Origin of the sequence: Streptosporangium lutulentum (assembly GCF_030811455.1) — a bacterium.
Classification (GTDB): Bacteria; Actinomycetota; Actinomycetes; order Streptosporangiales; family Streptosporangiaceae; genus Streptosporangium; species Streptosporangium lutulentum.
Window position 1 is genome coordinate 7,626,855 of record NZ_JAUSQU010000001.1, and the last position, 14,096, is coordinate 7,640,950.

At 70.8% G+C, this 14,096-nt stretch carries 14 protein-coding genes and 1 riboswitch; of the genes, 6 read left to right on the top strand and 8 right to left on the bottom strand.

Going from position 1 to position 14,096, the window contains the following annotated elements; translation table 11 throughout:
* Positions 1-56: 56 nt before the first annotated feature.
* Positions 57-2,483 (top strand): hypothetical protein, encoded by a 2,427-nt coding sequence (locus tag J2853_RS34305; RefSeq protein WP_307564848.1) that lies wholly within the window; start codon positions 57-59, stop codon positions 2,481-2,483.
* Here the strand turns inward: J2853_RS34305 and mptB are convergent.
* The 3 genes from mptB to J2853_RS34320 form a co-directional block, all read right to left on the bottom strand.
* A complete protein-coding gene (gene mptB, locus J2853_RS34310; RefSeq protein ID WP_307564849.1) occupies positions 2,365-3,795 on the bottom strand; it encodes a polyprenol phosphomannose-dependent alpha 1,6 mannosyltransferase MptB in 1,431 nt (476 codons plus the stop codon). The genes J2853_RS34305 and mptB overlap by 119 nt on opposite strands.
* 286 nt (positions 3,796-4,081) lie before the next feature.
* Entirely contained in the window at positions 4,082-4,762 is a 681-nt protein-coding gene (locus tag J2853_RS34315; protein WP_307568922.1) for a glycosyltransferase, read from the bottom strand.
* The gene (locus tag J2853_RS34320) at positions 4,762-5,112 is read right to left on the bottom strand and encodes an STAS domain-containing protein (RefSeq protein ID WP_307564850.1); all 351 of its coding nucleotides are present in this window, start codon (positions 5,110-5,112) and stop codon (positions 4,762-4,764) included. The genes J2853_RS34315 and J2853_RS34320 overlap by 1 nt, the downstream gene beginning before the upstream one ends.
* Before the next feature lie 226 nt (positions 5,113-5,338).
* Between J2853_RS34320 and J2853_RS34325 the strand changes: the two genes are divergently transcribed.
* Positions 5,339-5,881: a hypothetical protein gene (locus tag J2853_RS34325; protein ID WP_307564851.1), complete on the top strand. Its 543-nt coding sequence runs from the start codon at positions 5,339-5,341 to the stop codon at positions 5,879-5,881.
* Here J2853_RS34325 and J2853_RS34330 read toward each other — a convergent pair.
* A complete protein-coding gene (locus tag J2853_RS34330) occupies positions 5,868-7,025 on the bottom strand; it encodes a sensor histidine kinase (RefSeq protein ID WP_307564852.1) in 1,158 nt (385 codons plus the stop codon). The genes J2853_RS34325 and J2853_RS34330 overlap by 14 nt on opposite strands.
* On the bottom strand, positions 7,022-7,717 hold the full coding sequence (locus tag J2853_RS34335) for a response regulator transcription factor (RefSeq protein ID WP_307564853.1): 696 nt from the start codon (positions 7,715-7,717) through the stop codon (positions 7,022-7,024). Before J2853_RS34335 ends, J2853_RS34330 begins: the two co-directional genes overlap by 4 nt.
* Positions 7,718-7,862: 145 nt before the next feature.
* Between J2853_RS34335 and J2853_RS34340 the strand changes: the two genes are divergently transcribed.
* From J2853_RS34340 to J2853_RS34350, 3 genes are all read left to right on the top strand, one after another.
* Positions 7,863-8,057 carry a hypothetical protein gene (locus tag J2853_RS34340; protein WP_307564854.1) on the top strand — a complete coding sequence of 65 codons (195 nt, stop codon included), beginning with the start codon at positions 7,863-7,865 and terminating at the stop codon, positions 8,055-8,057.
* Positions 8,054-8,320 carry a DUF6412 domain-containing protein gene (locus tag J2853_RS34345; protein ID WP_307564855.1) on the top strand — a complete coding sequence of 89 codons (267 nt, stop codon included), beginning with the start codon at positions 8,054-8,056 and terminating at the stop codon, positions 8,318-8,320. Before J2853_RS34340 ends, J2853_RS34345 begins: the two co-directional genes overlap by 4 nt.
* A 69-nt stretch (positions 8,321-8,389) precedes the next feature.
* Entirely contained in the window at positions 8,390-9,085 is a 696-nt protein-coding gene (locus J2853_RS34350) for a YidC/Oxa1 family membrane protein insertase (protein ID WP_307564856.1), read from the top strand.
* 152 nt (positions 9,086-9,237) lie between these two features.
* Here the strand turns inward: J2853_RS34350 and J2853_RS34355 are convergent, their stop codons facing one another.
* Positions 9,238-9,702: an ATP-binding protein gene (locus J2853_RS34355; RefSeq protein ID WP_307564857.1), complete on the bottom strand. Its 465-nt coding sequence runs from the start codon at positions 9,700-9,702 to the stop codon at positions 9,238-9,240.
* Between the two features lie 156 nt (positions 9,703-9,858).
* Positions 9,859-11,754, bottom strand: coding sequence for a sensor histidine kinase (locus tag J2853_RS34360; protein ID WP_307564858.1), 1,896 nt, complete (start codon positions 11,752-11,754; stop codon positions 9,859-9,861).
* Positions 11,755-11,880: 126 nt separating this feature from the next.
* Between J2853_RS34360 and J2853_RS34365 the strand changes: the two genes are divergently transcribed.
* Entirely contained in the window at positions 11,881-12,465 is a 585-nt protein-coding gene (locus J2853_RS34365) for a methylated-DNA--[protein]-cysteine S-methyltransferase (RefSeq protein WP_307564859.1), read from the top strand.
* A gap of 90 nt (positions 12,466-12,555) precedes the next feature.
* On the opposite strand, the gene J2853_RS34370 is transcribed toward J2853_RS34365, so the two are convergent.
* Positions 12,556-13,899 carry a purine-cytosine permease family protein gene (locus J2853_RS34370; RefSeq protein ID WP_307564860.1) on the bottom strand — a complete coding sequence of 448 codons (1,344 nt, stop codon included), beginning with the start codon at positions 13,897-13,899 and terminating at the stop codon, positions 12,556-12,558.
* Positions 13,890-14,028, bottom strand: a riboswitch (TPP riboswitch). Its footprint overlaps the gene before it by 10 nt.
* Positions 14,029-14,096: the final 68 nt, after the last annotated feature.

Below are 14,096 nucleotides of genomic sequence, written 5' to 3' on the forward strand. Positions count from 1 at the left end.
GGTTACCGTGGGCCTGGGAGAAACGACCGCCAACGGTCACGGATACGGGGGAACGGATGGGTTCGACGCACGGCGGTCAGGGAGTCGTCCGCCAGGGCGCCGGAAGATCACCCGCGCTCTCGCGGTCGCGCTCCGCGGTGATCGTCGCGCGTCGTGACGGCCGGAGATCCCTGCGGGCACGGCCTCGCCCCTGGGTCGTCCGCACCGCGCTGGTCACCGTGTTCCTCCTGCTTTCCGGGATATCCGGACTCCCTGGATTTTTCGGGCTCTTCGGAGCCGGTACGGCCGGCGCCTCGGCCACGGGGTCGCCCGCCGTCAGGGTCGTGGTGATCGGAGTCCCCGGGCTGGAGTGGAGCGACCTGGACAGGGCGCGGACCCCGAACCTGTGGAAGCTGGTCGATCAGGGCGGGGTCGCGTCGCTGTCCACGCGGGCGGTGCCGCCGCCGAATCGGGGCACCTGCCCGGTCGCGGGCTGGCTGACCGTCTCGGCGGGGCAGCGGGCGGGCGCGCCGGGGGCGAACTGCGCGCCGCCGCAGGCACCGAGGGCGACGCCGGACGGCGGGGCGAGCGTGCCGGACTGGGCGGAGCTGGTGGCTTTCAACGCGACCACCTCCTACCGGCCGGTGCTCGGGCAGCTCGGGCAGCTCGCGGTGGACGCCGGACGGAAGGTGGCGGCGGTCGGGCCGGGGGCCGCGCTCGGTGCGGCCGACAAAGATGGAAAAGTCGCGAAATACGCGGCGACCGTCGATGACCTCGGCGACCTGGCACCGTACGCGCTGATCGTGGTGGAGGCCGGGGACCTGACCGAGGCGTGGTCCAGGACGGGCCTCGACAAGGACGGCGACCCGATCCCGATGACCGGCCAGGCGAGGCGGGAGGCGGTGGCGGGGGTCGACCGCCAGGTGGGCGCGGTCCTCGACCGGCTGCCGCCGGGGGGCACGGAGGGACCGGGCGGCCCGGGGAGTCCGGAGACCACCGCCGGCCCGGGAACCGCGACGGGTCCAAAGAGCCCGGGGACCACGGTCCTGCTCGGGGGCCTGTCGGACACCACGATCGCGCCCCATCTGCACGTGGCGATCGCCCGCGGCGCCTCTCCCAGCGGGGAGCCGTACTCCCACGGCTACCTCACCGCCGCCTCCACCCGCCAGGACGGGCTGGTCACCAATACCGACCTGACCGCCACCGCGATCGGACTCCTCGGTCTGGAGACCCCGAACGGCGTCGTGGGCCGCGTCTGGCAGAGCGGCGAGCCGAGCACGGAGCAGGCCGCCGGAATGGTCGCGAACCTGGCCGACGACGATCTGGCCAGCCAGGTGCTGCGCGAGGTGCGGGGGCCGTTCTTCGCGGTGTTCGTGACCGTGCAGATCCTGTTCTACCTGCTGGCCGCCGTCGCGGTCCGGCGGGGCTGGGGCGGCTCGCGGGCGCTGGCGGTCACCCAGGCCGTCGCGACGGTCAGCGGTGCGATCGCGATCGCGACCTTCCTGGCCCAGCTCGTGCCCTGGTGGAGCCTGCCCGCCCCGATGGCCGGGGTGATCCTCACCATTCTCGCCGTCGCCTGCGTGATCGCCGGGCTGGCCTTCGCCGGGCCGTGGCGGACGCACGTGCTCGGCCCGCTGACCGTGGTCGCGGGGATCACCTCGGTGGCCCTGCTGATCGACGTGATGACCGGGTCCAGGCTCCAGGTGAACGCGGTCACCGGCTACGAGCCGGTCACCGGCGGGCGCTTCTACGGCTTCAGCAACATCGCCTTCGCCGTCTATTCGGCGGGGACGATCCTGGCCCTGGCCGGGGTGGCCCAGTGGCTGATCTCGCGCGGGCGGCGGACGCTCGCGCTCACGGTCTGCACGGCCTACGGCCTGTTCGCGATCCTCGTCGACGGCTGGCCGGCGTGGGGAGCCGACTTCGGCGGCGTCCCGGCCTTCCTGGTCGGGGTCGCCGTCCTCGTGATCCTGCTGTCCGGCCGCCGGGTCTCGCCGGTCAAGCTCGGCCTGGTCGGGCTGGCGGGCGTCCTGCTGATCGGAGCCATCGCGGTGGTCGACTGGCTCAAACCACCCAGCGCCCGCACCCACCTGGGCTCCTTCGTCCAGCAGGTGCTGGACGGCGAGGCCTGGACGGTGATCGGCCGCAAGTTCGGCGCGATGATCGGGGTCACGGTCGGGAACTGGTCGCTGACCCTGCTCTCACTGGTCGCGCTGGCCTTCCTCTTCCTGGTGCTGAACCGCCCCTCCCGCTGGGGCGCCCCCGCGCTGGGCCGGGCCTACGCGCTCGCCCCGGCGCTGCGTGCCGGGCTGATCGGCGCGCTGACCTGCGCGCTGATCGGGTTCCTGATGAACGACTCGGGGATCGCGATCCCGGCGATGGCTCTCACGGTGGCGGTGCCGCTGACACTGACGGCCTGCGTGCGCGCGCTCCGGCACTCGCCGCCCACCATGCCAGAGCGAGCGTCAGCGCCAGCAGGGACCACGGCACCACCCGCTCCCTGAGCAGGGTCTTCAGCCAGAGCAGGTCCTCCGGGCGCAGGGCCTCCCTGGCCGGGAGATAGCCCAGGGACAGGATGGTCACCCTGGCCACCATGAAGCCCTCCAGCGCGGGCCAGGAGGCCATGGCCAGCAGCGCGAAGGCCAGCCCGTCGTACCAGGGCAGCGCGTACGGCGCGGCGAACAGCCAGGCGACCACCATCACCGCGGCGACCGCCGGGGCGGTGCTCTCCGGCAAGGACCGCGGCAGTGCCCGCAGGAGCAGCCAGGCCAGTCCCGCCAGCAGGAGCAGTGAGCCGACCTGGATCCAGGCCGAGTAGGCCCCCGGCCCGAACACCGTCTGGAGCCCGCCCTTGGCCAGCTGCCACGGTGTGGCGAGCGAGACCTTCTTGCTGGCCGCGCCGACCTGGTCGAGCACGTGCGACCCGGCGAGACCGTAGATCACCAGCACGGTGGCCGTCGCGGTCCCCGCCACGACGGCGAGCCTGCCGGGCGAGCGGCGCAGCTCCCACGCGGGACCGAGCGCCACGAGCCCGGCGTTGAGCTTGACCCCGATCCCCACCCCCAGCAGCAGCCCCGATCCGGCTCCGCGAGCCATGAGCGCCGCGACCATGCAGGCGACGGCCAGGGTGTCCACGTGCATCCCCGCGGACAGGTGATAGATCATCAGCGGGTTGACCGCCCACAGGAGCGCCGCGCGCCGCTGCAGGTCCGCGTCCCCGCGGGTGAAGCGGTGCAGCAGCAACGCCGTGCCGATGAACGCCGCCGCGTTGACCAGCGCCATCGCGAAGATCGTCAGCCTGACCGAGTCGCCGCCGACGAGACTCGCCAGCGCCTGTACGGCGGTCGCCACCGGGCCGTAGACGCTGGTCACGCCCGCCCACTCCTCCACCGCGCCGGTGACGGGGTCGGCGGGCAGCGCGCTGGGAGCGACGGCGTAGGGGTCCTGGCCGAGCGTGACCAGGCGGCCGTAGGCGGCGTAGTTCAGATGGTCGGCCGAGCCCGACGGCGGCAGGAAGGCGAGCAGGGCGGCCGCCACGCAGCCCGCCGCGAGCAGCCATCGCGGATCCGGTCTCCACCGTGACCGCAGGGCGGCGGCGAGGCCGAGCCCGCCCAGCACGATCGCGGCCGCGGCCATGGCGATCACCAGGTGGCCGTCGGGGCGCAGGTCCAGCGAGTACGGAGGCTGCCAGGCCGGGCCCGCCAGCCGCGGAACCATGGCCGAGGGCCCCAGCAGCCCGATCAGGACCGTCAGTCCCACCGACAGCCCGATGGCCGTGAACGCGACGATGTCGAGCCCCCGCGGCGTGCCACGCACGGAACCCCGTCTGCCGTCGACAACCGGCGCATCCCAAGTCACCCGCAAATTTCAGCACACCCGGCGTGATGCCCGGAGCCGCGTCCCGCCGACCGGTCGCGCACCACCGGCGGGAACGGACCGGCGAGGACGCCCGGCCGCGTACGGCGAGCGGGAGCGGACCGGCGGACACCCGGCCGCGTACGGCGAGCGGGGCCGAACGGGCGCAGCCGTACAACCCGGCCCGCCCGGGTGAGCGGCCGTGACCCGATCCGCGTGAGAGCCGGGCGGGCGGCGGTGACCTGACCTATATGCGGACCGCCAGTGCCCGTGCGACGTCACGGAACTGCCTGGCCCGGTGGAGCTGGGCGTTCCAGTCGGTGCCGGTGGCCCGATGGGCCATCTCCACCTGGACCTCTCGCACACGAAAGCCCTTGCGGAGCAGGTCGATGGTGAGACCGGTCTCCACACCGAAGCCCCGGGCCAGGGGACGGGCCGACTCGAAGGCGGTCCGGGTCAGGCAGCGCTGGCCGTTCAGCGGCTGGGTGGGCGTCCATCCGGTGATGCGCTGGACACCCTCGCGCGCGAGCTTGACCACGAGTCCGTGGCCGCCGAGCTTCACCCGGGTGACGAACACGGCGATCGTCATGTCGGCCTCACCCGCCACGACGGGCTCGATCAGGGGCGCGGCCATGCGAGCGGTCTCGCCCAGATCCGCGTCGAGGAACAGCAGGTGCCGGGACTCGGTGCCGTCGAGCAGGCGCACCGCCTCCGCCCCGCTCTCCATGGCGGCCGCCTTGCCCCGGTTGCGGCTGTGCCGTACGACGCGGGCTCCGGCCGCCTTGGCCACCCTGCCGGTCTGGTCGGCCGAGCCGTCGTCCACGACCACGACGAGGTCGACGCCGGGCAGCGCCAGGGCCGCGGTCACGGTGGCGCCGATCCGGTCGCCCTCATCCTTGGCGGGGATGATCACCGCTACGCCGGTCATCATTGGGGCTCTGACGTCAGCAGCTCCTCGGGAACGGCTTTGTGCACGGTGAACACCGAGTCGAGACCCGTCACCTGGAGGATTTTCTGCACGGCGGGCGGCGGTGCCGCCAGCTCCAGCACGCCGCCGCGCTCCTTCAGCCGCTTGAGCACGGAGAGAAGCACGTTCAGGCCGGTGGAATCACAGAATTCCACCCCGGACATGTCGATGACCACGTGAGTGGTCCGGCTCTCCTCCAGCACCCGAGCGAACTCGGACTGCAGGCGAGGCGCGGTGTATAGGTCGATTTCGCCAACGATGGTCACGACGGTGTGCCCGGCATGAGATCGAGTTGAGACTTTTAGCTCCACAGCGGGCACACTAGCGGCGCGAGGGCCGCTGGTCACGTTCTCTCGAGCAACCCGAGTCGTCAGCCCTTTGTCCCCCGTTTCGGTCCCATGGAAACCCTGGGTGCGCGAAACTTAACACTGTGCGACACCGGCTTGGCCGGAACGGGGGGAGACCCGGCACCTCCCGACCATCACTGCGCTACGACAGTGGCGGCCGTTGAGTATAGAAACGGGCTCGAACGCAGCAATGAACACCGACCTACCTGAGGATTCACAACGACAGCGACTCCGAGATCGCCTGGAGTCCACGATCGCCCGCACCGAGAAAGCCACCTCGTGGCGCGATGCGGCCAACTCCCTCCGCGACCTGGTGAGCCACGAGGGCTACGTCCCGATCAGAACCCGCCTGTCCGGCGAGGATCTCGACTTCCTCGAAGGAGCGCGCGAAGAGCTGCTGGACTTCGCGACGCTCGGGATCAGGCTGCTCGACCTGCATCAACCCCGCGACGCGGGCGGCATCACCAGCGACGCGGCGCATCCCATCCTGCGCTGCCGAAGCTGCATGTGGCGGTGGCCGTGCCCGACCTTCCGCGCCATGTCCGAGTCGTACGACACCATGAGGACCCCGACGTCCTGCCAGCATGTCGAGATCGACCACGACCACGACGACCACGACGACGCCCGTACGACCCTCCTGCTCCCCGCGAAGGGCGAGGGCGACGTCACGACCCTGGTGACCCCGGCGGCCACCGGCGGGGTCTCCGAGAAGAACGGGGTCACCGGGACATGACGGCCTGAGGCCCCTCGGGCACGGACAGGGGGAGGCGGATCTCGAACCGGCACCCGGGGCCGGTGTTGACGACGTCTATGGCTCCCTGATGGGCCTCGACGATGCCTCGCGCGATCGCCAGACCGAGGCCCGCGCCGGCACCGTCGGCCCTGGGGGTCCGGGCCGCCTCCCCGCGGAAGGCGACGTCGAACACGCGAGGCAGGTCGTCGGCCGGGATGCCGCCGCAGCAGTCGGCGACCGACAGGCAGGCGACCCCGTCCTCCACCGCCGCGCGCACCCACACCGTGCCGTCGGCCGGGGTGTGCCTGATCGCGTTGACCACCAGGTTGCCCAGCGCCCGGGAGAGTTCCCCGGCGTCGGCCTGAACCGGGACCGCCACGTCGGCCTGCCCCTCCAGCCGTACGCCCCTGGCCCTGGCCAGTTGCTCCACCCCGGCCAGCGCGTCGGCGACCAGGTCGCTGAGACCGATTCGCCGCCGGGACAGGCGCAGTGCTCCCGCGTGGATCCTGGACAGCTCGAACAGGTCGTCCACCATGCCCGACAGCCGGTCCACCTCAAGGCGGATCTGCCGGTGATAACGGCTCACGGTCTGCGGGTCGGCGACCACCCCGTCCTCCAGGGCCTCGACCATGGCCCGCATGCCCGCCAGGGGGGTGCGCAGGTCGTGGCTGACCCAGGCGACGAGCTCGCGGCGGGCGATCTCCAGGGAACGTTCGCGTTCGTGGCCCAGGCTGAGGCGGCGATAGGCCTGCTCCAGGGTCTTCGCGATCGTGCGAAGCTCGGCGGGCAGGCCGTCGGGCGGCACGAACTCCCCCGTGGGCGACACCGCCTGCACGGCGTCGACGAGCTTGCGGCTGGCCGCCACGACCCGGCGGGCGAGCACCGCCGCCACGCCCAGGCCGACCAGCCCGCCGACCGCGACCACGCTGAGCACGATGTCCCTGGACTCGCCCTCGATGATCATTTTTAGGGTGACGGCGACCACGCCGCCCACCGTCGCCAGGACGGTCACCACGGCGACCACCGCGAGCATCACCCCGATCGACCGCCTGCGCAGCAGCCGCATCAGGCCCAGCCCGGCCACCGCGATCAGCAGGCCGAGCCCGGCCGTGACCGCGACGATCCGCAGCATCTCGGGGATCACGGCAGGACCAGGGGCTCGTAGCGGTAACCGACCCCCCACACGGTGACGATGCGCCGGGGGACGGTCGGGTCCGGCTCGATCTTCTCTCGAAGGCGGCGGACGTGGACGGTCACCGTGGAGGAGTCGCCGAAGGACCAGCCCCAGACCTGGTTGAGCAGGGCGGAGCGGCTGAAGGCCTGGCGGGGGTTGCGCATCAGGTGGGCCAGGAGGTCGAACTCGCGGGCGGTCAGCATGATCTCCTCCTCGCCGAGTCGCACCTCGTGGGCGCCGACGTCGACCGTCAGCTCGGCGTCCTTGAGCACGCCGGTGCCGGAGGGGGCCGAGACGCCGCGCGCCCGCCGCAGCACCGACTGGACCCGCAGGGCCAGCTCGCGAGGGCTGAACGGCTTGGTGACGTAGTCGTCGGCGCCGGTCTCCAGGCCGACGACCCTGTCCATCTCGTCGCCCAGCGCGGTCAGCATGATCACTGGAACCGGCCACCGTTCCCTGAGTTTCCTGCAGACCTGGAGCCCGTCCATCTTGGGCAGCATCAGGTCGAGGACCAGCAGGTCCGGCGGGTCGGCCAGGGCGCGCCTGAGCGCCTCCGCCCCGTCTCCCACGCACTCGACCGAGTGACCGTCGCGCTCCAGATAGCGGGCCACGACCTCGGCGACCATGGGATCGTCGTCGACCACCAGAATCCGTGCGCTCATATCCCCACGGTAGGCCCGGACGAGGCGGATCCCCACGTTCTGTCATCGGTCCGTAAGCACTCCACCGTCCTGTCACCGGCCCGTAAGACCCGATCGTTATGGTTCCGACTCTCGCCGTTTCGATCGAGGACGTACCGTTGGCCTCATGAGTCGTACCGTGATGGCAGTTCTGGGCGTCGTCCTCGCGCTCTACGTGGTTTTCGGGCTCCTGCTGCCGGCGCTCTTCGGGCTTCTCAAGTTCGTGTTCGTACTGGCGCTGGTGGCCGTCGTGGCCGTCGCCGCGGTCACCGTGGTCGGCAAGTTCGGCAAGTTCGGCAAGTTCGGCAAGTCCGGCAAGTGAACCTGCTCCTCGCCCTCCAGACGCTTTCCGTCTGGCTGCTCGGCGACGGCGGGTTCATGACGGCGACCGCCGTGGTCGGGCTGGGCGTGCTCCTGCTCGCCTGGGCACTGCGTTCGCTGCCTGTCACCTCGGAGGCGGAGCGGCGCTCGCCGCTGTCCCGGCGCGACCGGGCCAGGCGGACCATGTTCGTACGGCAGCGCGACCCCGACGCGGCCGGGAGGTCCCGGCCCAGAGCACCCTCGGCGGGCCCGGCGCCCGCGTAGACGACCAGACCCGTCCGGATCCGCGGGCGCCTTCTGTGCTGATTCCATTCCAGTCCAGAAGGGCCCCCCATGTTCGACTCCGTCATCGAGTTCACCGCCGATCTCATCAACGCGCTCGCCCAGCCCCTGAACTCCACCGCGCTGGCGATCGTCGTGTTCACCCTCGGCGTCCGGCTCCTGCTGTTGCCGTTCGGCGTCATGCAGGCCAGGGGCGAGCGGGCGAGGCTACGGCTCGCGCCCGAGGTTCGGAAGCTGAGGAAACGGCACGGCCGCGACCCCGAGCGCCTCCGGCGGGAGCTGTCCGCCCTCTACGCCAGGGAGAAGACCTCGCCGCTGGCCGGTTGCCTGCCGGGGGTCGCCCAGATGCCGTTCTTCATGGTGATGTACCAGGTCTTCATCTCCTCGACGATCGCCGGGAACGCCAACGTGCTCCTCACCCACGGGCTGTTCGGGGTGCCGCTGGGGCAGCAGTTCGCGAGCACGGTGGCCGGGTTCGGATTGCTCAGCGGACCGACGCTGGTCTTCGCCGGGCTCTTCCTGCTGCTGCTCGCTGTGGCATTTATCACATCACGCCGGATGCGGCGGACGATGAGCGACGAGGTGCAGCCGGAGGTCCTGCGCAGGATCATGCCGCTGCTGCCGTTCGGGACGCTGCTGGCCGCGGCCGTGCTTCCGCTCGCGGCGGGCGTCTACCTGCTCGTCACCACCGCGTGGGCGGCCGGTGAGCGGGCCGTTCTGCACCGTCCCGCACTCGCCGCGCACTGAAACCGTACCGAGCCGTACTGAGCCGTACCGTCTCGCCCGCACGGGCCGCTCCGCCGTCCGGCCTCGCCGGGTGTCCTGGTTCCGTCCGGTCTCGCCGGGGACCGGTCCGCGATGCCCTGTCTCGTCTCACGAGTCGTGAGACGAGACAGGACCTAACCGCACTCCCGCAGGGCGGGCTCGGCGACGGAAACCTTGCCGTTGCCCGCCTGGCCGTTACTGACCGTGCTGACGGCGGTGACCACCGCCCACACCGTGGTGGTCTCGCCCTCGTGCCTGACCCCCCACCTGGAGGCCACATACTCGACGATGCCGAGGCCCCGCCCTCCCAACGAGGAGAGGGTGGGGCGGCCTGCCCGAGGTTCGGTGGCGGCGCCACCGTCACTCACCGCAACCTCGACGTGTTCCTCGGCCCAGCGCCACGCCACTCTGATCTGCCCCGAGGGCAGCGGGTGCGCGTGACGAAGCGCGTTACTCAACAGTTCGCTGACCACGAGCACCGCGTCGTCTATCGCGGTTTCGTAAACGCCCCATTCCTGCAGGTCAGAGGAGAGGCGTTGACGTGCGACAGCGACGCTGGACGGTGCATACGGCAACAACACGACGCTCGACGCACTCACCTCCCCGTATCCCTGTTCCCCCTAAGGAACACACCCCTGTACGACCGAAATGCCCCGTTAGATGGTCTTAGAAACCGGGTGCCGGTTACAGCTTGTGCACATTCGACAATAGATCAGCTCATCCGTTACCGACTCGTTACCGCATCGGCGTGTCGGTTAGGTAAGGGGGTCGGGCGTGTCGGCAATACGCAGGGACAGCCGCATCCGGGTGCCGCCGGTGGGACGCGGATGGGCCGACACCTCGCCGCCCTGCGCGCGTGCCAGGCTGCGCACGATGTAGAGGCCGAGGCCGACCCCGCCGAATCGGCGGCGATCACCGCTGTCCCCCTGGACGAAACGATCGAAGACATGCTCCCGGCTGGCATGGGCGATCCCGACGCCGTCGTCGTCGACGACGAGCACCACCTGGTCACCGTCCACCCAGGCCTCGACCCTGATCAGGCCACCGTCCGGTGAATATTTGAACGCGTTTTCCAAGAGCTGGCCGAGCAGGATGTCGGTGGCGAACGCGTCACCGGAGACCAGAGGCAGGTCGTCGGGGATGTTCACCTCGATCCGGTGCAGGTCGGGCAGGACCGGCAGGCCCAGCGTGGCGGCCCGTACCAGCTCTCCGAGGTCGAAGCCCTCGATCTTCAGGGTGAGCTCGCCGGCTCCGGCCCGGGAGCCCAGCAGCAGGTGGTCCATGAGCCGGCTGAGGGAATGCGCCCGCTCGGCGATGGTGTGCACGGCGCCGCGCCGCTCGGCGTCGGTCATGCTGTCCCAGCGCGCGTCGAGCGTGCTGGCGAAGCCCCGGACCACGGTGATCGGGGTGCGCAGCTCGTGACTGGTGGTGGCCAGGAAGAGATCCTTGGCCTCCTCCAGCTCCTTGCTCCGGGTGATGTCGCGGAAGTCGATCACGACCTCGCCGGTCTCCACGATCTCCGCGCTGAGCACGTCCAGCCAGGTGCCCGAGGGAAGCTGGATGGTGAGCTTGTCGCCCGGCTCCGGCAGCCGGAACGGCGGCGGCCCGCCGATCACCTCGTCCGCGTGGAACCCGGTCAGCTCGGTGGCCGCGGGGTTCCACTGGGTGACCCTGCCCAGCTCGTCGAGGACCGCGATGCCGTCGGCGCTGGCGTCGAACACCGCTCTCTCGTGGGCACGTTGCCGTACGGCCTCCTGGTAGGCCATGGCGTTGCCGACGGCGATCCCGGCATGCCCGGCGAGCAGTTCCAGCAGCTCCAGCTCCAGATGGCCGACCTTGCGCTTGGCGAACAACGCGTACAGCGCGCCGTACGGTCTGCCGCCCATCGCGGCGAGGCCGAGCACGATGGTGTGCAGGCCGGGCACCTGCGACCAGATCAGCTCGTCCAGCCGGGCCTGGTCGCCGGTCTCCAGCAGCACGGTCCGGCCGCCGCGCAACAGCTTGCCGACCAGGCTGGTACGGAGGTCGGCGGTGGAGCCGCGCAGCGAGTCGGGGAGTTTGTGGCGGGCCACGAGGCGGAGCCGGTCACCCTCGATGCGCACGAACCCGCCCGCGTCGGCTCCGGTCAGGTCGGTGAGGCTGGCCGCGATCCGGTCGAGCACGGCGGGCAGCTCCCGCTCGGCGTTGATGTCGGCGACCACGTCGGCCAGCCTCCGGACGAGCTGCGCCCGGCGGGAGGTCCGGTCGTCGGCGGTCTCGTCGTCCTGGGCCAGGTGATAGACGCTGACGTAGCCGAGCAGGTCGCCGCTCTCCGAGCGCAGCGTGCCGGTGTCCACCCGCACGTCGAACAGGCTGCCGTCGCGGTGGAAGCGCTTGGTCCGCAACGACACCTGACCACCGGTGCGGACCCGTTCGAGAACCGCGTTGTGCTCGGCCACCAGTTCTTCGGGGACGACCGGCGCGCGGCGGCCGAGCACCTCCTCGGCGGACCAGCCGAACAGGCGTTCCGCGGCCGGATTCCATGTGAGAACGGTCTCGTCCCGGTCAAGGGCGACGATCGCGTTGGGCGCACCGGCGACGATCGCATGAGAAGCACCGGCGACGGCCACATGGCCGATGCCATCGTCACTGTCGGCCCTGTAGTACCCCACGTATCCATAGTGCCGTCTCAACCGGTCTGATCTTGGCACTTTCGGCCCGCACGTGTCGCCACTCGCCGGGGCGATCCGTCCGATACGCTGCGGTCACCACACACCTGGATACGAAAGGGTGGGGCCATGTCATCCGGCGACATCGATGCATTGCTACGGGTGACCTCGCCCAACTACATCGGGACGAGCCATCCGGACATCGCGTTCGGCACTCTCGACGGCCCGGTGGGACGCCTCACCCTCGCCGTGACGAACCGGGGCGTGGTGGCCTGCAGCTACGAGGACGAGAACATCGTCTTCGAGCGGGTCAGCAGGGAGGTCGGCACGTTCATCGGGCCCGACGCGCGCCGGCTCGACCCGGTCCGCCGGGAGCTGGACGCCTACTTCTCCGGCCGGCTGCGCGCCTTCACCACGACGATCGACCTGCGGCTGGCCACGCAGTTCGCCAGGACCGTGCTGCAGATGATGCTCGCGGTGTCGTACGGCACGGTGACCACCTACCGCGAGATCGCCGAGCGAATCGGCAGGCCACGGGCGCTGCGCGCGGTCGGCAACGCCCTGGGGAGCAATCCGGTGTGCGTGATCGTGCCCTGCCACCGGGTGGTCGAGAGCGAGGTCGTCCTCGGCGGCTACGCGGGAGGCCCGGCCGTCAAGGAGCGACTGCTGCGCATCGAGGCGAACGGCGTGAACCGCTCACCAGGCGGCTCGTAAACCTCGCCCGTTCAAGCCCGCGGACCTCGCCTGTCCTCGCTCCTACAGGCCCGCGGACCCCGCTCGTACAGGCCCGCGGACCCCGCTCGTTCACCGGCGGCGGAGCGCACCCAGGCCGAGTGTGACCAGGCCCGCGACGAGGAACGCGCCGATCGACGCGCTCATCCACGGCTGCGGGGTGAACCCGACGGCCCCCCTGACGCCGTCCCAGATCTCCGCCCACCACGACACGGCCGAGGGCGCGGCGAGCATCCACCAGGTGACGAAGCCGAGCACCCACGGGATCACCATGAGCCAGCGGGAGGGGGCGTTCTCGGAGGTGTCCCAGTTCCTCCCGCGGCCGAGCAGGAAGTAGTCGACCGCCAGCACGCCGAGCATCGGCACGAACACCGCACCGATGATGCTGAGGAACGCGCTGTAGGAGTTGACGTCGATGACAAGGGCCATGGCCGTGGTCAGCACGCCGATGGCCACGGAGAAGATCCGGCGGTCCACCCTCGGCATCAGGTTCTGCAGCGACATCGCCGTGGAGTAGACGTTCGCGAACGACTGGTCGGTTTCGCGCAGCACGAGGACGCCGAAGAACAGCGCACCGAGCGGGGCCGCCACGAACGGGGCGAACACGGCGGTCGGCTGCTCCAGCACCGCGCTGTGACCGGCGAGCGCCACCGCGTAGATGCCGACGGCCAGGCAGGCCACCTGGGCGATGGTGTAGCCGCCGACGACGCCGGTGAAGGCCGCGCGGCTGGAGCGCGAGTGCCTGGCGTAGTCCGCCGCGACCGGCACCCACGAGACGGACAGGGCGACCACGAAGTCCACGGCCGGCGCGAAGGCGTCCCAGGAGCCGCCGGTCTGGACGGGGGTGTCACGGAAGAAGACCACCGCGAACCAGGCCATCGAAACGATCACGCCGATCGTGACGAACCGCCGGATCAGCCGGATGGCTCCCAGAGGGTAGATGGTCAGCGCCGTCGTCAGGACCCCCGCCACGATCGCCCAGACCGTATAGGGGACCGACTGCCCGAAGATCGCCTGCGCGCCCATCGCGATGACCCACAGCTCGAACGCGCCCCAGCCGATCATCTGGATGATGTTCAGCACGGTCGGGACGTAGGAGAGCTTCGCGCCGAACAGCCCGCGCAGCAGCACCATCGCGGGCTGGCCGGTCTGCACTCCCGGAATCGCCGCGAGACCGACCATCGCGGTGCCGATCAGGCTGCCGACGAGGGCCGCGGTCAGGGCCGCGTTGAAGGTGAGCGGGTTCTCGTCGAGCAGCGGGTTGATCAGGAAGAGCGCGAAGGAGAAGCCGAGCAGGCTGACACCCAGGTTGGCCCAGAACGCGCCCTGGTCGAGCGCGCCAAGGGTCTTGGGGGGTGCCTCGTCGAGGGTGAGGGGTGCCTCGGTAGCGCTGGAATCAGTGATGGCGGGCGTCATTACACGCTCCCTACGCCGGCATTACCCGGACAGGTTCATGCGGTCGGCGGCGCGTCGGAGGATTCGAGTGATCCCCTGCGTGGTCCGCCCTCTCAGCCCGGTTACGCCCGAGCTCCCGCGGTAGACAATTCGCCTGATTATGTCATTCATTCCTCTCTTGGCAAGGACCGTATCCGGCCACGAGCCCTCGGCAAGGG

What these genes read in the sequence shown, in the direction of transcription:
- J2853_RS34315 (WP_307568922.1), bottom strand. Translation starts at nt 4,762, where the DNA reads ATGACCGGCGTAGCGGTGATCATCCCCGCCAAGGATGAGGGCGACCGG.
- J2853_RS34305 (WP_307564848.1), top strand. Translation starts at nt 57, where the DNA reads ATGGGTTCGACGCACGGCGGTCAGGGAGTCGTCCGCCAGGGCGCCGGA.
- J2853_RS34365 (WP_307564859.1), top strand. Translation starts at nt 11,881, where the DNA reads ATGTCATCCGGCGACATCGATGCATTGCTACGGGTGACCTCGCCCAAC.
- J2853_RS34325 (WP_307564851.1), top strand. Translation starts at nt 5,339, where the DNA reads ATGAACACCGACCTACCTGAGGATTCACAACGACAGCGACTCCGAGAT.
- J2853_RS34340 (WP_307564854.1), top strand. Translation starts at nt 7,863, where the DNA reads ATGAGTCGTACCGTGATGGCAGTTCTGGGCGTCGTCCTCGCGCTCTAC.
- J2853_RS34350 (WP_307564856.1), top strand. Translation starts at nt 8,390, where the DNA reads ATGTTCGACTCCGTCATCGAGTTCACCGCCGATCTCATCAACGCGCTC.
- J2853_RS34370 (WP_307564860.1), bottom strand. Translation starts at nt 13,899, where the DNA reads ATGACGCCCGCCATCACTGATTCCAGCGCTACCGAGGCACCCCTCACC.
- J2853_RS34335 (WP_307564853.1), bottom strand. Translation starts at nt 7,717, where the DNA reads ATGAGCGCACGGATTCTGGTGGTCGACGACGATCCCATGGTCGCCGAG.